Raw genomic sequence first — 19,126 nt, forward strand, 5'->3', positions numbered from 1 at the left:
TCTGTTCGTGCTGTCCGTGGTTGCCCGCCGCAGCATGGGCGAGCGCTATCAAGCGTCGCCCGCGCGCGAACCGCCGTTCAATGCTCTTTGATCTGAATGTCCTTGAGCAACAGATCGAGCTTGGGCTTCATGGTGTCCTGCGACTGCGTGCCCGCCATGACATAGAACACGGAGTACAGCACGTTGGACGAGGCGTTCTGGCCATCGCCAGCCGGCGCGGCGATATTGGTTTCGCCGTCGGTGGTATAGGCCACGCCTTCATAGGGATGGCGGCGCTTCTGCAGTTTGTCCCAGTAGCTCTTGAAGCTGTCGTCCATGTCGGTCGGCGGAGCCACGTTGCGCTCGATGTGCAGGCGGTCCGGGTCCTGCTGGCTGGCTCGCATCGACAGCGTGTTCACATCCCACACCACTTTGCCGTGATCGGGCAGGAAGCCCGCGCCCAGGGTCAGCACGCTGTCCGGCTCGATCTTCTGCAGGTCGGGCGCGAAGGCGAACGTCAGCCGCTTCGAGGCGTAGCTGAAGCGGTGCTGGTAGTCGATGTCGATGTGAATGTCCTTGAACGCGCCCGGCAACAGCGAAGTGTTCTGCAGATAGTCCTTCCACTGCGCCAGGGTGCCGTCGTAACCCACCGCGACAAAGTCGGTCAGCACGCGCATGTCGGCCATGGTGTCATAGCTGTTGCCCGGCATGGCGAAGCGCATGAGCATGGCGTAGCCGTCCGGTACCGGCAGCGAGTAAGTCACCACTTTGGTATTGGCGAACGGCAGCGCCCATACACGCAACTGCCAGCGGCGCTGCCATTGGTCGGTGTACACGGTGTCGGTCACCGGCTTGCCCAGCGAAGTGATACGGATCTGCTCCGAACCCACCGGGCGCATGAAGATGCCGAGCTTGCACAGCAGTTCGGCGAGCGCCAGCGGATCGCTGTAGAGCTTGCTGGCCGGCAAGGTATCCGGCCGGCGCAGGTGAAAGAAGAAGGTGCGATTCAGCACACCGGCCTGTACGTAGCCGTTCGCAGGCAGCGACATCCGGTTGCCTTCCTTGATGTTCAAGCCCCATTCGCCGGTACTGCTGCGCGCGATCAGGCCGGGCAAGGTGTTCGTCCAGGATTCGCCGTACAGCAGCCGGTTGGAACTCTCACCGTGCGGGAACAGCTTGTCGGCATCCTTGGCCAGGATTTCCTTGAGCTGTGCGTCGACGTAACCATCGAACCGTTTCTGATACTCAGTGAAGAACTCGGATAAGCCGAGCGGCAACGCGAACTGGCTCTTGATCTGATTGCTCAGCGTCGTGTTGAAAATATCCAGCTGATACGGCACGCGACGGTCGAGCACCGCCTGGCCAGACGGCGCATTCAGTACATCGCCGATCTGCAGTGCATAGTTGAGATTCTCGTTGGCCGATTTCATCAGCACCACGCCGATGACCTTGCCCTCTTTGTTGAGCAGCGGGCCACCGCTGTTGCCGGGCGAGGCCGCGGCGGAGAAGCGCATCCACTTCCACGCGCCGCTCTCCTGCTCGGGCGTGTCCGAGGTATACAGGCCATCGCGGATCACAACGCCGGTACCCAGCGCGTTGCCGACGGCGTAGACCTCCTGGTTGAGCACCGGCTTGGTGTCGACATCCAGCGGCGAAGGCGCCGGATCGCCGGTCAGCGAGAACACCACGAAGTCGCGGCGCAGATCGAACTTTTCGACTTTGTCGATCGCATAGACATGGCCGCTCGCATCGCGCAACGAGGGCGCGCCCCACAAGCTATCCACGCCGGCCAGCAGCACATGACCCGCGGTCACGTAGCGGTTATGGCCGATCGCAAAGGCGGTGCCGATGGAGTGGTATTTGTCGTTGCGCTCCTGAAAGGGGAGCAGGTCCAGCGGTAGGGGCTTTTCGTAGGTTAGCGGGTCATTGACCGGCTTGGCGGCCACCACTTCGAAGGTGGCGCCCTGGATTTTCGGCAGCAGGCCGGCATCCAGACTGGCGGCCGAGGCGGTCGATAACGCACCCAGGCTTATGACGAGCGCTGCGATCCAGCGCACCGGAATCAAGGCCATTCCCCGACCTCTCCCCATCCACCCCTTCGTTTTGAGCATACGTTTCCCGCGCGCATGAAGACCGCCGCCGGCACCCCCTCCGGGTATCCAGGCTCACGACGGACTGGCGCGCATAGTGACATGGGCGCGGGGGCGTTTGTATGGCGCACCGCGGGCGTGCGGGAAATGGGCGACGCGCGCACCCCTACTTGCAAAGGAGGGGTAAGCCCTTGGTTCGCAGCTTCCTACTTTGAGTATTGGATTATCGCGACCAGGCCGCTTATGCAGCGGGCATTTCGGACGCCTGCCGGCGCCCGAGTCACTTTCTCTTTGCTGACCCAAAGAGAAAGTAACCAAAGAGAAATGGTCTAAAGAGCGCGACGTGCTTCGTAGCTGCGCATCTTCCAGTGTCAGACGTCGGGTTTGCTTTCACTCCCTCCCCTGCTTGCGACGCGAAGCTAGTCCCGTGGGACAGGGGAGGGTTGGGGAGGGGTGGCTCTTGAGAAAGAGCATCGGGAGAGGTTTTCTCAAGGGCGTACCCCCTCCCAACCTCCCCCTGCTAGCAGGGGGAGGAGCAAAGCGCTTACAGGTCGGCGCGGAACTCGACGCCGATCACGCGCGGATCGTTGACGAACGCGGTGCGGTTGTTGAAGTCGATGGCGCCGGTGATCACGCGCTTGTTGGTGAGGTTGCGGCCGTACAGGGCCACCTCACGCTTGCCGAAGTCCCAGTTGTAGCCGACGCGCAGGCCGCCCTCGAGGAACGGCTTGCTCTGGAACTCCTTCGACTCGTAGAGGAAGAAGTTCACGTCGCTGCGGTAGTTCCAGTCGGTATAGACGAAGAACTCGCCGCTCTCACCGTAGGGGATGCCGTAGCGCGCGGTGAGAGTGCCGATCCACTTCGGTGCGTTGGGCAGCGGGTTGCCGTTGACCAGGGCGTTGCCGTTGGCGTCCAGCGGGTTGAGCACCGTGCACTGGGCACCGCACGGCGCGACGGCCAGGGTCGGGTCTTTCAGCTCGGTGTGGTTGTAGCTGCCGCCGGCGGTGACGATGAAGTTCGAGGTGAGGTAGGCCTCGAGGTCAAACTCTGCGCCGTAGCCCTTGGTCTTGCGCGCATTGAGCAGACGGGTGACGTTGATGTCGCCGCCCACCGCGGTGAGCTGCTGGTTATGCATGTTGTAGGCGTACACATCCGCGTTGAAACGCACGCGATTGTCCATGCCGGTGGTCTTCACACCCAGCTCATACGAAGTGATCGTTTCCGGCTTGGCCTGCGAGATGCTGTCGGCGAACAGCACGCGACCCTGCACGCTCGGCGCGCGGAAGCCGTTGGCGATGCGGCCGTACACGTTGACGTTCGGGTTGATGGTCCAGGTGCCGGTGAGGTCGCCGCTCCAGCGCGAGTCGTGCGGATCGGCACCGAGCGTCAGCGGGCCGCCGCCGATCGGCGACAACAGGCGATCCACGCGGAAGGTGCGCGAGTCGTGCGAGTAACGCGCACCGGCGCGCACGTCGAAGTCGTCGGTGATCTTGTAGTCGGTGGAGGCGAACACAGCCCAGGCCTTGGTGCGCTGGGTCTGGTTGGCGTAGCCGTTGAGCGCGTGATTATTGAGCGTGTCGTACGAGAAGTTGCTGATCTGGATGTCTTCGTCGAAGTAGTACGTACCGACCTGCCAGCTCAACTGCTCCTTGGGATCGCTGGCCAGGCGGAATTCCTGGGTGATCTGGCGATCGTGCGGCAGCGCATCGGCGGTCTCGGACGGGAACGGCGTCACCGCGGACTGCTGGCTCGGGTTGTGCGGAATGGCGATGCCACCGTCCACGTCGCCCAGGCTGTAGGTGGTGGCGCGCTCGAGGCCAGTGATCGAGGTGAGGGTGTAATTGCCCAGCTTCCAGTTGAGGTGCAGGTTGCTGCCCCAGCTGAAGAGATGCTGCTTGTTCTTGCCGTCCTGGATCACCTTGTAGCGGTCGAAGCCCGGCACAAAGCTGTTCTCGCCCAGTTCGATCGCATTGGCGCGGTTGACCATGGCGCTGCCATCGAGCCAGCGCGCATGCGCACTGATCAGGGCGTTGAAGTCACCGTTCTCATACAGCGCCTGCAGACGCACGGCGCGGTCGTTGTAACCGCCTAGCGCATCCTTCTTGCCGGTGTAGTCGTTGTCGATCCAGTCGTCGCGATGCTGCGCCAGCGCGGAGACGCGGCCCGACCAATGCGAGCTGAGCGCGCCACCCAGGGCGGCTTCGGCGTTGGCGGTACCCAGCGTGCCGTAGGAAACGCGGGCATAGCCGCTGGTTTCCTGGCTCGGCTTGCGCGATTCGAACTTGATCACGCCAGCCGGCGAGTTACGGCCGAACAGCGTGCCCTGCGGGCCGCGCAGCACTTCCACCTGCTCCAGATCGAACAGAGGGAAGCCCTTGAGGATCGGGTTCTCCTGCACGATGTCGTCGTACACCATCGATACCGGCTGCGACGCGTTCAGATCGAAATCGCTGTTGCCGAGGCCGCGGATGTAGAAGCGCGGGAACTCACGGCCGTACGAGGTCTCGGCGTACACGCTCGGCGCACGCGAGGCGAGCTGCAACACGGTGTCGCCGGACTGGCCGAAGGATTCGAGCTTTTCCGGCGTCAGCACGGTCATGGAGATCGGCACCTTCTGCAGGTTCTCCACACGCTTTTCAGCGGTGACGTTCACCGCCTGCAACTCCACTGGCTTCTTCTTAGCGGGAGCGGCGCCCTGCTGGGCGTTGGCATCCTGCGCCTGTGCGGCAGCGGCCGACAGAGCGAGGGCAATGGAAACGGCAAGCACGGCGAACCGCGACGGGTGGGCGACGGTCATGGGTTTTCCCTGGAAGTGAAGGCAACGGTGTAGCAACGAACGCATACGGAGGCGCATTGCTGTGCCGCAATATTGTCATGCAAAGCTGCTAGCGACGGAAGCGAATATTCTTGCGCGGCCTTGCCGCCAGCAAGGGCCAACCCCATCTAGAATGTTCTTCCTGTCTTGCTCGACGCGGGTCCAAGTCCATGTCCCTGCTCGATTTTCACCCTGCCGTCCGCCAGTGGTTCCAGCGCACCTTCCCGGCGCCCACCGCGGCACAGCTGGCCGCCTGGCCGTCCATCCGCGAAGGCCGCCATACGCTGGTGGCGGCACCTACTGGCTCGGGTAAAACGCTGACGGCTTTTCTTGCTGCCATCGATGGCCTGGTGCGCGAAGGTGTCGCTCGCGGCGGTGCGCTGCCGGATGCGACCACGGTGGTGTACGTGTCGCCACTGAAGGCGCTGTCGAACGACATCCACATCAATCTCGAAGCGCCGCTGGAAGGCATCCGCGCCGAACTGGAAGCGCTGGGCTTGCCTGACGTGGCGATCCGCACAGCCGTGCGCACCGGCGACACGCCGCAGGTCGAGCGCACACTGATGCGCAAGGTGCCCCCGCATATTCTGGTGACGACGCCGGAGTCGCTATACATCCTGCTCGGCTCCGAATCCGGGCGCACGATGCTGGCGGGCACGCGCACGGTGATCGTGGATGAAATCCATGCCATCGCGGCGAGCAAGCGCGGTTCGCATCTGGCCTTGTCGCTGGAGCGACTGGAGGCGCTGTGCCAGCGGCCGTTGCTGCGGATTGGCTTGTCGGCGACGCAGAAGCCGATTGAGGAAGTGGCGAGGTTTTTGGTGGGGGCGGGTGAAGATGCGGCGCTGCCTGATCTTGCTCCTCCCCCTGCAAGCAGGGGGAGGCTGGGAGGGGGTGAAGCTCTTGCGAAAACCTTTCCCGAAACGCTTTCTCAAGTACTTACCCCTCCCCAACCCTCCCCTGCAAGCAGGGGAGGGGGTTCGCGTTGCGCCATCGTGGATGTTGGCCATACGCGCCACCGCGACCTCGCCATCGAAGTGCCGCCGGTACCGCTCGAAGCAGTGATGTCCAACGACACCTGGGAGCTGGTCTACAACCGGCTCGCGGCCTTGGTGCAGGGACATCGCACCACGCTGGTGTTCGTCAACACGCGGCGCATGGCCGAACGCGTCGCGCGCCATCTCTCCGAGCGCATGGGCAAGGAAGTCGTCGCTGCGCATCACGGCAGCCTTGCGCGCGAACAACGACTGGATGCGGAGCAACGACTCAAGCGTGGTGATCTGAAAGTGCTGGTCGCGACGGCGTCGCTGGAACTGGGTATCGACATCGGCGACGTGGATCTGGTCTGCCAGCTCGGCTCGCCGCGCTCCATCGCCGCGTTCCTGCAGCGCGCGGGCCGTTCCGGCCATGCGGTGGATGGCACGCCGAAGGCGCGACTGTTTCCAACGACGCGCGACGATCTGATCGAATGCACGGCGCTGCTCGATTGCGTGCGCCGCGGCGAACTGGATGCGCTGATCCTGCCGCCACAACCGCTGGATGTTCTGGCGCAGCAGATCGTGGCCGAAGTGGCCTGCCGCGAATGGGACGAGGATGCGCTGTACGCGATGGTGCGCCGCGCGCATCCCTACCGCGAGCTGCCACGCGAACAGTTCGACGGCATCGTGCGCATGCTGGCCGACGGCTTCACCACTCGGCGCGGTGCGCGTGCGGCGTATATCCATCGCGATGCGGTGCACAAGCAGTTGCGCGCACGACGCGGCGCGCGGCTGACTGCTGTTACGTCCGGCGGCGCCATCCCCGATACCGCGGACTACCTGGTGGTGCTGGAACCGCAGGCCACCGTGATCGGTTCGGTGCACGAGGATTTCGCGGTGGAAAGCCTGGCCGGCGACATCTTCCAGCTCGGCAACACCAGTTATCGCATCCTACGCGTGGAGCGTGATCGCCTGCGCGTGGAAGACGCGCACGGCGTGCCGCCAAGCATCCCGTTCTGGCTGGGCGAGGCGCCGGGGCGCACGAATGAGTTGTCGTTCGGCGTGTCGCGCCTGCGCGAAGAAGTCTCCACGCAACTGGATGAGGGCGGCGCAGCGGCCGCGTTCGAGTGGCTGATGCGGACGCTCGGCTTGAACGAATCCGCCGCGCAACAACTGGCTGATTACCTGGCCAAGGCCAAGGCCGCGCTCGGCGTGTTGCCGACGCAGCACACGCTGGTATTCGAGCGTTTCTTCGACGAATCCGGCGGCACCCAGCTGGTGATCCATACGCCCTGGGGCAGTCGCATCAATCGCGCCTGGGGCCTGGCGTTGCGCAAGCGCTTCTGCAGGCAGTTCAATTTCGAATTGCAGGCGGCGGCGACGGAAGACGCCATCGTGCTGTCGCTATCGACCAGCCACAGTTTTCCGCTGGAAGAAGTGGCGCGCTATCTGCACTCCAACACCGCCGAGCACGTCTTGGTGCAGGCGCTGCTCGATGCACCGCTGTTCCCGGTGCGCTGGCGCTGGAACGCCACCACCGCGCTGGCGTTGCCGCGCTTCCAGGGCGGGCGCAAAGTGCCGCCACAACTGCAGCGCATGCGCAGCGAGGATCTGCTGGCCGCGGTGTTCCCCGATCAGGTCGCCTGTCTGGAGAACATCGTCGGTGAGCGGCAGATTCCCGATCACCCGCTGGTCAATCAGACCTTGTACGACTGCCTGCGCGAAGCGATGGACGTGGACGGCCTGCTGCATATCCTGCGCAGCCTCGAAAGCGGCCAGATCGAAGTGGTGGCGCGCGATCTCACCGCGCCGAGTCCGCTTGCCAGCGAGGTGCTTAGCGCCGCGCCGTACGCCTTCCTCGACGACGCGCCACTGGAGGAACGCCGTACTCAAGCGGTGCAGACGCGACGCTGGAACGATGCCGAGAGTGCCGATGACTTGGGCCGGCTCGATCCTGACGCCATCGACGCTGTGCGTGAAGAAGCCTGGCCGCAAGTACGCAGCGCGGATGAAATGCACGAAGCACTGAACGTGCTGGGCTTCGTTACCGCCACCGAGGCGACGGACAATCAGGGCTGGGACGACTGGCTGCACGCGCTGGCAAAAGCGCGCCGCACCACCTTGCTTACCTCGCAGCAACTCTGGGTCTGCGCCGAGAAGCTGCCGCTATTGCAGACAATCCATCCCAGCGCTGCAATGCACCCGCCGATCGAGGCACCTGTCGAATTCGCCGCGCAGGCGTGGAGCCGTGAAGATGCCTTGCTGGAGCTGGTGCGCGGCCGGCTGGTCGGCCTCGGCCCGGTGACCGTAGCGCAGCTTGCCGCTTCGCTGAGCGTGGAACCCTCGGATATCGATCTCGCCTTGCTGAGCCTGCAGTCGGAAGGCTATGTGATGCAGGGGCGCTTCACGCCGGAAGCGGTCGATACCGAATGGTGCGAGCGCCATCTGCTTGCACGCATCCACCGTTACACCATTGGTCGCCTGCGCCGCGAGATCGAACCGGTCAGCCGCCGCGATCTGATGCGCTTCCTGTTCGAGTGGCAGCACGTCGCGCCCGGCACTCGCCTGAGCGGCCCCGACGCCCTGCCGGCCGCACTGACCCAGCTCGAAGGCTATGAGGCCGCCGCCGGTGCGTGGGAGGCGGAAATCCTACCCGCACGCATCGACGACTACGCCATCGGCTGGCTGGATGATTTGTGCCGCGCTGGCCGCATTGGCTGGAACCGCCTGCGCGGCGGCAGCGGCGGTGGCGGTGGCCCGGTGCGCGCCACGCCGATCGTACTGTTGCCGCGCAAGAGCATGCCGCTGTGGACGGCCATGGCCGGCACCAGCAACCCGCAGGATGTGTTGCTTTCCTCGCGCGCACAGGCGGTGGCGGATGCGTTGCGCGAACACGGTGCGTTGTTCTTCGACGAGCTGATGAGCGCGGCGCATCTGTTGCGCACGGAGTTGGAGGATGCGTTGGGTGAGTTGGTCGCGGCCGGGCGGGTTACTGCGGATAGCTTTGCTGGACTGCGCGCCTTGCTGTTGCCTGCGGCGAAGCGCGATGCGCATCGGCATAAGCGTTTGCGGCGGCATATGTTGAGCGGCATCGAAGATGCCGGACGATGGTCTCTAGTGAAATCCCTTCTCCCCTCCGGGGAGCCCAAGCCCATTGCCCTTCTCCCCTCCGGGGAGAAGGTGCCCGGCAGGGCGGATGAGGGGCGGGTGCTCGCGAAGGCTTTGCCTAGTGCGACGGCTTCACTAGACACCTCAAACCAACGTGTCCCCTCACCCCAGCCCTCTCCCCCGAGGGGAGAGGGAGCAAGAGCTGAAGCCATCGAGCACATCGCCCGCACACTACTGCGCCGCTACGGCGTGGTGTTCTGGAAGCTGTTGGAACGCGAAGCCTCCTGGCTCCCGTCATGGCGCGAACTACTGCGCGTGTATCACCGGCTAGAAGCGCGCGGCGAAATCCGCGGCGGCCGTTTCGTCGAAGGCTTGGTCGGCGAACAGTTCGCCCTGCCCGAAGCCATCGGCAAGCTGCGCCAGGTGCGGCAGCAGCCGAACGATGGCCAGCACATCTGTCTGAGCGGTTGCGATCCGCTGAATCTGGTCGGCACGGTATTGAGCGGGAACCGCCTGCCCGCGCTGATCGGTACGCGCGTGCTATATGAAGACGGCGTGCCAGTGGCCGCGCTGGTGGCGAGCAAGCCGCAGTGGCTGGTCGAGGCCAGCAAGGAACAGCAACAACGCTGGCATCATGCGCTGTTGCGGCGCCCGGAACCTGACGCCGCACTATCGCGTGCAGGCTAGTTCCGCACATCAGGCGTAGACCATTCCGCAAGCAAGGCGGGCAAGTCACGCATCTCCTGGAACACGTGGGCGACACCGATCTGTCGCAAGGCTTCGGCGCTGCTGTGGCCGGGATGGTGCGGGCTATAGCCGAACACCGTAGCACCAGCGGCGAGGGCCGCCGTGGCGCCGGTCACCGTATCTTCCACCACGGCGCAACGGCTGGGATCCACACCGAGCGTAGCGGCGGCGGCCAGATAGACGTCCGGGTGAGGCTTGCTGCGCGGCAGATCATGGCCGCTGAAAACATGCCCCGCGAAGCAGTCGAGAATGCCGATCTTCGCCAGCTGCATTTCGACCTTGTGCAGGTCGGCGCCGGAAGCGACAGCGATGCGCCCGTCCAGTGCTTTGTGCAGAGCCCGCACCGTTGCGGGAGCACCGGGAATTTCCACCAGCTCGCGATCCAGCGCCTTATTACGCCGCTGCCGGAATTGCGCCATCCACTCTGCGTTGATCGCGAAACCCGTGCGTGCCTGGATCACTGCAGCCTCATCCTTCACAGCCTTGCCGAGAAAGATGCGCATGGTTTCCGCCGGACTGATCGCCCAGCCCAGTTCGCCGAGCATGTCGGCAAGTATGCGATTGGTGATGGGTTCGGAATCAACTAGCACACCGTCACAATCGAAGATGACAGCGTCGAAAGGAAATTCAGTCACAGTGATGCTTCGTTGATGAAGGCGGCTCAGCATATCGCAAGCGGGCTTATCCAGACCCGCCGCTCCGGCCGCCAGTTACTCGCTGTAATCGGCGATATAAGCCAGCAACCCATTCGTGACGCGATACTCGCTGCGCCCCGTCATGGAAATGCCTTGTCCCGCGCGAATGCCATTGGGCAGATCGATGGCGAAGGTGCCGTCGAACAGGATGTCCGCCGTGGCGGCGGTATCGCCGTGCTCGCGGAATGCAGTAATGATCTGACGCCGCGACGCGAACAAATGCAGCGAACTCAGCGCCAGATGGCTCAATTCATCGACGCCCTGCGTGCGCACGCTCAGCACACCCTTGGTGTAGTTCTCGAACACCACTTCGCGGTCCATGGTTGCCAGCATGGCGGGCACGTCCATGCGGTTGTAGGCGTCGATATAGCGGTCGATGAGTTCGCGCATGGCTGGATGACAAATAGGTGGTGAGGAGTGAGCGACGGGAGAAGCCTAACAGCACTCCCACTCGTTTCTCACTCCCGAACACTCTTTTCTAGCGCTTCACGTTATCGGTTTCCCCGATAAACCGCGCTACGTTGTCGTGCAGCTTCTTCAGCGAGTCCTCGTGGGCATAGACCATGTGGCCCGAGGGATACCAGTCGTAGGAGATGTTTTTCTGCAGGGCAGCCTGGACCGGCATGTGATGCATTTCATAGTCAGCGGCGAAGTAGGGTGTGGCCAGGTCGTAGTAGCCGCCGTGCAGGGAGACTTTGAGGTTGGGATTGGTTTTCATCGCCATGGCGAGGTCGGGCATGACGTTGGTGGATTGCTGCAAGGCCTCACCGTTGACGCCAGGCGCCTTGTGCGTGAAATCCCAATGGTCAGCGTCGGCGAACAGGCGGTATTGCTGGCCCTCGCCGTATTTCAGCTGCCGGCGCACGTAGTCGTTGAAGGCGGCCACATAGGCGGAGCTGATCGCGGAGGACTGCGGGTCGTACTCGGAGTCCTTGCTCAACGGGTCGAGCGAGGGACCGGAGAAACGGCTGTCGAGGCGGCCGGTGGTGAGATCGCCATCGCCCTGCAGCTCGTGTTCGAACATGCCGCCGCCAACGCGCAGGTCGGCTTTCATCAGATAGGCGACGGACAGGCCGGTGTATTGATGCAGCTTCTCGGCCACCACCTGCTTGCGCGCGGTATCCAGCCGTGAGCCTGCCATCAGTGCCTGCGCATAGTCGCCCAGCGCGTACTGCTCCACCTCGCGCAGGAACGGCTCCAGCGCGGCAGGCTGTTGCGGCAGCTTGTGGTGGTAATAGGCAGTGGCGGCGAAGGTGGGCAGCGCGACGATATAAGGCAAATCGACACCGGGATTGAATTGCGGGCCGTCGATGCTGGTATCAAAGCTGAGGATCTGCGACAGCAGGATCACGCCGTTGAGATCGACACTGGATTCGTTCTCCAGAATATTGGCAAGCACGGCGGAACGCGTGGTGCCGTAGCTTTCGCCGAACAGATACTTGGGCGAATTCCAGCGACCGTACTTGGACAGGAACTGCGTGATGAACTGCGCGAAGGCATGGCCGTCGCCGTCCACGCCGTAGATCGCTTTGCGGCGCTCCTTCATCTGGTCCTCGCGCTTGCCCTTGTCTTCCTCGGTAGCGATCAGACGGCTGAAACCGGCACCGGGCGCGTCGATGAACACCAGGTCGGAGGCATCGAGCAGGCTGTAGTCGTTGTTGACCAGGTTGTACGGCGCGGCGGGTGTGTGGCTGTCGTCGGAAGTCACTACGCGCTTCGGCCCGAACGCGCCCATGTGCAGCCACACGGTGGCCGAGCCGGGGCCGCCGTTGTAGATGAACGTCACCGGCCGCTTCGCCGCATCGGCGCCTTTCTTGAAATAGGCGGTATAGAACACGCTGACCTGCGGCTCATGCTCCTTGTCGCCACTGCCATGCAGCACCAGCGTGCCGGCCACCGCTTTGTAATCGATGCTCTTGCCCTCGACCCGCACGGAGCCGGTAGTTTCAGAAGACTGCGGCTGCAGCAGCGCGGCATCGGGCTTGGCTTCCGCCGGCTTGTCCTTGGTCTCGTGCTTGTCGGCGGCGTACGTGGTGCTGACCAGCAGCAAGGAAGCCAGGGCGGCGACCAGAGAGCGCTTGTGCATGAGTCATTCCTTCGCGGAAGAAGTAGCGAGCTTAGGTGTAGCGGCCGCCTGCTTTCACACGCCAGAAGTCACAGTTGCGATCATGTAAACGCCTCGCTATGCGTGTTTTGCGATGCGCATCGCGCGCAGTCATCGGGCTTTGTCTTAGTCCGCATTTTGCGAAATATTGACACTCGTCCGGTAACATCCCCTTCACGCCGACGCATCAGCGTCGCCTTCGCGGGCCCATTCGCTGGCATGCCTTCATGCCGCATCCACCTGGCCCGCTTCATCGGGATGTTGAGGTCGCTCTGAACGGCCATGCCATCGCACCGCCCGAGTGCGGTGTGTTCATCCGCATGCCATAGGGAGTACTACATGCCGCCACATCACCCTTACCGTTCCCATTTCGGCTGGTTCAAGCGCGCACGACAGGTGCAGGTGGACGACATCACCATTGTCGACCAGCCGATGGTGCGCCGCGCCGTCGGCGCGGCGGCGCTGGGCAATGCGATGGAATGGTTCGACTTTGGCGTGTACGGCTATATCGCGGTCACGCTAGGCAAAGTGTTCTTTCCCGACGGCAATCCCGCCGCACAATTGCTGGCCACCTTCGCGACGTTCGCCGTGGCGTTTCTGGTGCGGCCGATCGGCGGCGCGGTGTTCGGGCCGTTGGGCGACCGCTACGGACGCCAGAAAGTATTGGCCGCCACGATGATCATGATGGCCGCCGGCACGTTCTCGATCGGCCTGATTCCCAGCTATGAGCGCATCGGCATCTGGGCGCCGGTGTTATTGCTGCTCGCGCGCTTGGTGCAAGGTTTCTCCACCGGCGGCGAGTATGGCGGCGCGGCGACGTTCATCGCCGAATACGCGCCCGACCGCAAGCGCGGCATGCTCGGCAGCTGGCTGGAGTTCGGCACGCTCGGCGGCTATATCGCCGGCGCGGGCGTGGTCACGCTGCTCACTACCGTGCTGAGTCCGGCCGACATGCTGGCCTGGGGCTGGCGCGTGCCGTTCCTGATCGCCGGCCCATTGGGTCTGCTCGGTCTGTATATGCGGCTGAAGCTGGAAGAGACGCCCGCGTTCCAGGCCTACGCGGACGAGCTGGACAAGCGCGAGCGCGAGAAGCCCACCAGCGGATTGCGCGATCTGGTTACCGTGCATTGGCGTCAGCTGCTGAAATGCGTCGGCCTGGTGATGGTGTTCAACGTCACCGACTACATGCTGCTGACGTACATGCCGAGCTATCTCTCGGTAACCCTGGGCTATCCGGAAGCCAAGGGCTTGCTGCTGATTCTGGTGGTGATGGCGGCCATGATGCCGCTCAACATCGTGGGCGGTTATCTGAGCGACCGGCTCGGCCGCCGGCCGATGATCATCGGCGCCTGCGTGGCGCTGCTGGTGCTGTCGGTGCCGTGCATGCTGCTGGTGGATAGTGGTAGCGAGCTATGGGTGTTTGCCGGCCTGATGATCATGGGCGTGGCGTTGGCCTGCTTCACCAGTTCGATGCCATCGACCTTGCCGGCGCTGTTCTATACCCCGGTGCGCTACAGCGCGCTGTCGATTGCTTTCAATGTGTCGGTGTCGCTGTTCGGCGGCACGACACCGCTGGTCACAGCGTGGCTGGTGCAGAGGACCGGCGATCATCTGGTACCGGCCTACTACCTGATGGTGGCGGCCGCTATCGGCCTCATCACCATGCTATTCGTGCGCGAGACCGCGGGCCGTCCGCTGCGTGGCTCGCCCCCGTCGGTGACCTCGCGCAGTGAAGCGCGTGCATTGCTTGCAGGCGATGCGCCGATGACAGTGGATTCGGTGTTGCCGGGTAGTGATGTACCGATAGCGGTGACGCCGAAGCAGGAGCCGGCCTGACCTTCGAAATCCTTCTCCCTTCGGCGACCCGTAGGTAGTCCCCGTCGGAGAAGGGACAACCATCGTGCTCTCAAGCTCGCGTCGCCAGCGCAATCGCCACCACTGCCAAGGCGACACCGGCGAGATTGAGCCGGCTGAGTTTCTCGCGGAATACCAGGGTGCCCACCAGGGCGCCCAACGCGACCACGCCGAGATTCATGCTGGAAAACACCAGCGCCGGCTGCTGCGGCAGTGCCTGGTGCGCGCGCACGTAGAACACGATGTTGCCGAAGTTGGCCAGGCCCAGCAGCAGGCCACCCAGCGCGCTGCGCAGCGAGAAGCGCATCTGCCCGCGCGCGCGTCGCCACAGTTGAATCGCGAAGGACACCACCAGCGCCAGCGCGAACATCGCTTGCAGCGATACGGCGAACGGCGTGCCCGCCTGCGCCACATGCTTGAACAGGATATCGATCGCCGCGAAGCCGGCGAGCACCACCACCGGCCATAGCCAGGCTTGCTTGCTGTCTCCCGCGTTGTCGGCTCCACCGCGCCATACCATGCAGCACAGTGCGACCAGACCAAGCACGATGCCCGCGAACTTGGTCGCATTGATCGCCTCGCCGAACAGCAGGAACGCGGCCAACAGCGAAATCAGCAGCGACAACCGCTGCGCTGCGTCGCTACGCACGATGCCGGCGTGCCGCACCGATGTCGCCAGCGCGAGGAAGATCGCCGGCAGCAACACACAAAGACCGATCAGGCCCACCCACGGCACGCCGGGGCCATGCAAGATCTCCATGGAAGGATGGAAGATCCACGCGGTCAGCAGGCTGGTCGCCACGTAGTTCCAGGCGATGGCCTGCCCCACGTCGACCTGTTGCCGGCGCGCCAGCTTGAGCAGAACCGAAACCAGCACGCTGCAGAGGATGGCCAGGAAGATGTAGGTCATGGGAGCGTGGCGCCGTTAGGAGGTGAGTCGGAAGGAGCGGCGAAGCATACCGCCCGCATCAATGCGCGAAGCGTTCGCGGTAGCGTGCCGGACTCAGCTTCAAATTGCGCCGAAAGTGATGCCGCAAGGTATCCGCGCTGCCGAAGCCGCACGCATCAGCAATCTGCTCCACCGCCAGATCGCTGCCTTCGAGCAGTTCGCGCGCCCGTGCCAGGCGTTCATGGGTCAGCCATTGCTTGGGCGAGCAGCCGGTGGCTTCTTCGAAACGGCGCAGCAGGGTGCGTTCGCTCATGCGCGCGCGCTCGGCCAGCAGGCTCAATGGCAGGGGCTCGTCGAGATGGCGGCGCATCCATTCCAGTAACTTGCCCAGCGCCGCGCCTTGCTCCGGCAGCGGAGAGGGAATGAATTGCGCCTGGCCGCCGTCGCGATGCGTCGGCACCACTGCGCGGCGCGCCACCTGGTTGGCGATCTGCGGACCGAAGTCGCGGCGGATCAGATGCAGGGAGAGATCGATGGCCGCCGCGCTGCCCGCCGAGGTCAACAGGTTGCCTTCATCGACATACAAGACATCCGGCTCGATGCGTATCTTCGGATAGCGCACGGCCAGCACGTCGGCATAACGCCAATGCGTGGTGGCGGTATGGCCGTCCAGCAGGCCTGCCGCCGCCAACACAAACACGCCGGAACAGAACGATAGCAATCGCGCGCCACGCTTGTGTGCCGCACGCAGCGCATCGAGCAAGGCCGGTGGCGGCTCCGTCTGCGCGCCGCGCCAGCCCGGCACGATGATGGTGCCCGCCTTTGCCAGCAGCGCCAGGCCACCATCCGCCTGCACGCGAATGCCGCCGGCGGCACGCATGGGGCCACGATCCACTGCGCAGGAAGCGAACTCGTACCAATGACTGAATTCCGGCCGCGCCAGCCCGAACATCTCGACGGCGATGCCGTACTCGAACGTGCACAGGCCGTCGTAGACCAGGGCAACGACAGAACGATTGGCGGGTCCGGAGCGCTTTGGCGGTTTTTTCATGATGACTGGCATTCTTGCCAATGTCAGAAGCAGGCGCCAGTGCCCACACTGCACCCATCGTCCAGCACCCGGAGCAGCACCATGAGCAGTGTCGTCCAGCGCATTCCTGCCGCCGCCAGCCAGCAGGCTCTGGCCCACTTCCAGGCACGGCTGGCCTACGAGACCGATTGCGCCGATGTCTTCTACGCGACGAACCACGAAACCAAGGATTTCGTGCTGCTCGACGTGCGCACGCCCACCCTGTATGCGGCAGGCCATGTCCCCGGCGCACTCAATCTGCCTACACGCACCCTCAGCGAACAGCGCCTCGCCGAGTACCCGGCCGATACGTTGTTTGTCGTCTACTGCGCTGGTCCACACTGCAATGGCGCCAACAAGGCAGCGGTGAAACTGGCGCAGCTGGGGCGGCCAGTGAAGGAAATGATCGGCGGCCTCACCGGCTGGATCGATGAGGGCTTTGGCCTGGAGCGAGGCGCCTGAGATGTCGCTGGCGTGCGCGCTACACGATACTTGCCCCGACCGAGGAGCCCGCCATGCTGGAACTACGCCCCACCTGCGAGCACTGCAACAAGCCGCTGCCACCCGCTTCCACCGAGGCGATGATCTGCTCGTTCGAATGCACCTTTTGCCGCGACTGCGTCGAACAGCTCCACAACGTCTGCCCGAACTGCGGTGGGGGGTTCAGTGCACGTCCCATACGGCCCGTGCATGAGTGGCGCAGCGGCGTCTTTCTGGGCAAGTATCCGGCCACTGATAAGCAAACGCACAAGCCTGTCGACCTTGTCGCACACGCACTGTTCGCAAGCAGGTTGAAAGGCGTGGCGCCCGAAGATCGCTGATCTCTCCACGAGCAACAATCCTTTATGCCTTCCACTCGCCGTGTTCGCTTCATGCAGGTCGACGTCTTCACCTCGTCGCCGTTCAAGGGCAACCCGCTCGCCGTGGTGTTCGATGCTGACGATCTCGATACGGAGCAGATGCAGGCCATCGCGCGCTGGACCAACCTGTCCGAGACCGCCTTCCTGCTACGACCGACCGATCCGGAAGCCGACTACCGCGTGCGCATCTTCACCACCACGTATGAAATGCCATTCGCCGGACATCCCACCCTCGGCAGCGCGCACGCGTTGCTGGCGAGCGGTTATCGCCCGAAACACGAGGGACGCCTACTGCAACAGTGCAATATCGGCCTGGTGCGACTCGCCGAGCAAGCACCCGGCCACTGGGCCTTCGCCGCACCATCGGCAACATTCACGCCGCTGGATGCCGCACACCACGCCGCACTCGCACAGGCCTGGCACACCGACGCACTCGACCTCAGCGCACCACCGTGCCTGGTCAACAACGGCCCCGCATGGCTGGTCACGCGCATACAGTCCGCCGACGCCTGCCTCGCACTACACCCCGATCTCGCCCGACTCGAACGCTTCGCCCGCGACACCGGCATCCACAAATTCGCCTTCTACGGCCCCCATCCCGCACACGGCCCCACCACCTTTGAAGTCCGCTGCATGATCACCGGCGGCGACATCGGCCTCGAAGAAGACCCCGTCACCGGCAGCGCCAACGCCGGCATCGCCAGCCTGCTCCACCAACATAACCAACACCCCGGCAACACCTACACCGTACGTCAGGGCACCGCACTCAAACGCGATGGACGACTAAGCGTCCGCTACGACGAAACAGGCACGCCATGGATCGGCGGAACCACCGAAACGATGATTGAAGGAAGCATCCACTTGGCGTGAGCACGTTGCTCCGCTCCGGCTTTTGCTATTGATCTGCCGGCCGCTATGCGATGGAAGGACGGGACAATCGGACCCCGAAGAAAACCATCCCACCGCCTGACACTGGAAAAGGCGCGGCTACAAAGCACACCGCCTGCTCTTCAGGCCATTTCTCTTTGGTTACTTTCTCTTTGGGCCAGCAAAGAGAAAGTGACCCGAGCCGCGGCAGCGGTTCGGAAGCCCGCGGCAGGCGAGCCAGGGCACGCAGTCGCTAAGACCAAGCGACAACGCCACAGGATGACCAGCTTCGCTGTTGAAAAGCGCCTCCGGCCTGCGCCGGAATGACGAAGTAGGGAGCGGTGCACCGAGCACCCACCCCTCACCCCAACCCTCTCCCCGAAGGGGAGAGGGAGTCGAGCCTCAGCGCAGCGCCTTAGCCTCGCGCGCCAGCGCCTCAATTCCCGCCCAATCCCCAGCCAAAAGCTTATCCACCGGCGTCAGCCAAGACCCCCCCACACACACCACGTTCGGCAACGCCAAAAACTCCGGCGCCGAAGCAAGACTGATCCCACCCGTCGGACAAAACCGGATCTGCGGCAGCGGACTGGCCCACGCGCCAAGCAACTTCTGCCCACCCGCTGGCACTGCGGGAAAGAACTTCAAATGGCGATAACCACGCTCCAGCAAACTCATCGCCTCCGACGCTGTAGCCACACCCGGCAACAACGGCAACGAACTATCGTCAGCCGCATCCAGCAACCGCGGCGAAGTGCCCGGCGACACCGCGAAACGCGCACCGGCCTGTTGCGCGGCGTGCAGATCCTTGGCGGTAAGCACCGTGCCCACGCCGACGACAGCGCCTTCGACTTCGGCAGCAATCGCGCGGATCGCATCCAACGCAGCCGGCGTACGCAGCGTCACTTCAATTGCTGGAATGCCGCCTGCCACTAGCGCACGCGCCATCGGCACCGCCGCCCTGGCGTCGTCGATGATCACCACCGGCACCACTGGCGCCAGACGCAAGGTGGCTTCGACTTGCTGTTGCTTGGATTCCATGGTGCTCATACGCATTCCCGCGATAGTTGTTTGA

The 19,126-nt window shown here is 63.8% G+C and carries 13 protein-coding genes; 5 read left to right on the plus strand and 8 right to left on the minus strand.

Annotated elements, in window-relative coordinates:
• Positions 1-77: 77 nt before the first annotated feature.
• A complete protein-coding gene (locus tag BM338_RS05730; protein WP_090449827.1) occupies positions 78-2,051 on the minus strand; it encodes a S1 family peptidase in 1,974 nt (657 codons plus the stop codon).
• Positions 2,052-2,613: 562 nt separating this feature from the next.
• Positions 2,614-4,866, minus strand: a complete 2,253-nt coding sequence (locus tag BM338_RS05735; RefSeq protein WP_090449828.1) for a TonB-dependent receptor — start codon at positions 4,864-4,866, stop codon at positions 2,614-2,616.
• 188 nt (positions 4,867-5,054) lie between these two features.
• Here BM338_RS05735 and BM338_RS05740 point away from each other — a divergent pair, with 188 nt between their 5' ends.
• The gene (locus BM338_RS05740; RefSeq protein ID WP_090449829.1) at positions 5,055-9,656 is read left to right on the plus strand and encodes a DEAD/DEAH box helicase; all 4,602 of its coding nucleotides are present in this window, start codon (positions 5,055-5,057) and stop codon (positions 9,654-9,656) included.
• Here BM338_RS05740 and BM338_RS05745 read toward each other — a convergent pair.
• The 3 genes from BM338_RS05745 to BM338_RS05755 all read right to left on the minus strand — a co-directional run bounded on the left by BM338_RS05745 (position 9,653) and on the right by BM338_RS05755 (position 12,497).
• On the minus strand, positions 9,653-10,351 hold the full coding sequence (locus tag BM338_RS05745; RefSeq protein WP_090450134.1) for an HAD family hydrolase: 699 nt from the start codon (positions 10,349-10,351) through the stop codon (positions 9,653-9,655). The genes BM338_RS05740 and BM338_RS05745 overlap by 4 nt on opposite strands.
• A gap of 75 nt (positions 10,352-10,426) precedes the next feature.
• Positions 10,427-10,801: a nuclear transport factor 2 family protein gene (locus tag BM338_RS05750; RefSeq protein WP_090449830.1), complete on the minus strand. Its 375-nt coding sequence runs from the start codon at positions 10,799-10,801 to the stop codon at positions 10,427-10,429.
• A gap of 88 nt (positions 10,802-10,889) precedes the next feature.
• Positions 10,890-12,497, minus strand: a complete 1,608-nt coding sequence (locus BM338_RS05755; protein ID WP_090449831.1) for a S10 family peptidase — start codon at positions 12,495-12,497, stop codon at positions 10,890-10,892.
• Between the two features lie 357 nt (positions 12,498-12,854).
• On the opposite strand from BM338_RS05755, the gene proP reads away from it, so the two are divergent.
• The gene (gene proP / locus BM338_RS05760) at positions 12,855-14,351 is read left to right on the plus strand and encodes a glycine betaine/L-proline transporter ProP (protein WP_090449832.1); all 1,497 of its coding nucleotides are present in this window, start codon (positions 12,855-12,857) and stop codon (positions 14,349-14,351) included.
• 70 nt (positions 14,352-14,421) lie between these two features.
• On the opposite strand, the gene BM338_RS05765 is transcribed toward proP, so the two are convergent.
• Both BM338_RS05765 and ftrA read right to left on the minus strand, forming a co-directional pair.
• Positions 14,422-15,279, minus strand: a complete 858-nt coding sequence (locus BM338_RS05765) for an EamA family transporter (protein ID WP_090449833.1) — start codon at positions 15,277-15,279, stop codon at positions 14,422-14,424.
• 58 nt (positions 15,280-15,337) lie between these two features.
• A complete protein-coding gene (gene ftrA / locus BM338_RS05770; RefSeq protein WP_090449834.1) occupies positions 15,338-16,309 on the minus strand; it encodes a transcriptional regulator FtrA in 972 nt (323 codons plus the stop codon).
• A gap of 81 nt (positions 16,310-16,390) precedes the next feature.
• On the opposite strand from ftrA, the gene BM338_RS05775 reads away from it, so the two are divergent.
• Genes BM338_RS05775 through BM338_RS05785 form a run of 3 tightly spaced genes read left to right on the plus strand, consistent with a single transcriptional unit; the run spans position 16,391 to position 18,057 of the window.
• Positions 16,391-16,789 (plus strand): rhodanese-like domain-containing protein, encoded by a 399-nt coding sequence (locus BM338_RS05775; protein WP_090449835.1) that lies wholly within the window; start codon positions 16,391-16,393, stop codon positions 16,787-16,789.
• Positions 16,790-16,842: 53 nt separating this feature from the next.
• Positions 16,843-17,148: a DUF1272 domain-containing protein gene (locus BM338_RS05780; RefSeq protein WP_090449836.1), complete on the plus strand. Its 306-nt coding sequence runs from the start codon at positions 16,843-16,845 to the stop codon at positions 17,146-17,148.
• Positions 17,149-17,172: 24 nt separating this feature from the next.
• Positions 17,173-18,057, plus strand: a complete 885-nt coding sequence (locus BM338_RS05785; RefSeq protein ID WP_090449837.1) for a PhzF family phenazine biosynthesis protein — start codon at positions 17,173-17,175, stop codon at positions 18,055-18,057.
• Between the two features lie 399 nt (positions 18,058-18,456).
• Here BM338_RS05785 and eda read toward each other — a convergent pair whose 3' ends face one another.
• Entirely contained in the window at positions 18,457-19,101 is a 645-nt protein-coding gene (eda, locus tag BM338_RS05790) for a bifunctional 4-hydroxy-2-oxoglutarate aldolase/2-dehydro-3-deoxy-phosphogluconate aldolase (protein WP_090449838.1), read from the minus strand.
• Between the last annotated feature and the right edge of the window lie 25 nt (positions 19,102-19,126).

This window comes from Dyella sp. OK004, from assembly GCF_900114495.1.
Classification (GTDB): domain Bacteria; phylum Pseudomonadota; class Gammaproteobacteria; order Xanthomonadales; family Rhodanobacteraceae; genus Dyella_D.

What these genes read in the sequence shown, in the direction of transcription:
- BM338_RS05730 (WP_090449827.1), bottom strand. Translation starts at nt 2,051, where the DNA reads ATGGCCTTGATTCCGGTGCGCTGGATCGCAGCGCTCGTCATAAGCCTG.
- BM338_RS05735 (WP_090449828.1), bottom strand. Translation starts at nt 4,866, where the DNA reads ATGACCGTCGCCCACCCGTCGCGGTTCGCCGTGCTTGCCGTTTCCATT.
- BM338_RS05740 (WP_090449829.1), top strand. Translation starts at nt 5,055, where the DNA reads ATGTCCCTGCTCGATTTTCACCCTGCCGTCCGCCAGTGGTTCCAGCGC.
- BM338_RS05750 (WP_090449830.1), bottom strand. Translation starts at nt 10,801, where the DNA reads ATGCGCGAACTCATCGACCGCTATATCGACGCCTACAACCGCATGGAC.
- BM338_RS05755 (WP_090449831.1), bottom strand. Translation starts at nt 12,497, where the DNA reads ATGCACAAGCGCTCTCTGGTCGCCGCCCTGGCTTCCTTGCTGCTGGTC.
- proP (WP_090449832.1), top strand. Translation starts at nt 12,855, where the DNA reads ATGCCGCCACATCACCCTTACCGTTCCCATTTCGGCTGGTTCAAGCGC.
- BM338_RS05765 (WP_090449833.1), bottom strand. Translation starts at nt 15,279, where the DNA reads ATGACCTACATCTTCCTGGCCATCCTCTGCAGCGTGCTGGTTTCGGTT.
- ftrA (WP_090449834.1), bottom strand. Translation starts at nt 16,309, where the DNA reads ATGAAAAAACCGCCAAAGCGCTCCGGACCCGCCAATCGTTCTGTCGTT.
- BM338_RS05775 (WP_090449835.1), top strand. Translation starts at nt 16,391, where the DNA reads ATGAGCAGTGTCGTCCAGCGCATTCCTGCCGCCGCCAGCCAGCAGGCT.
- BM338_RS05780 (WP_090449836.1), top strand. Translation starts at nt 16,843, where the DNA reads ATGCTGGAACTACGCCCCACCTGCGAGCACTGCAACAAGCCGCTGCCA.
- BM338_RS05785 (WP_090449837.1), top strand. Translation starts at nt 17,173, where the DNA reads ATGCCTTCCACTCGCCGTGTTCGCTTCATGCAGGTCGACGTCTTCACC.
- eda (WP_090449838.1), bottom strand. Translation starts at nt 19,101, where the DNA reads ATGAGCACCATGGAATCCAAGCAACAGCAAGTCGAAGCCACCTTGCGT.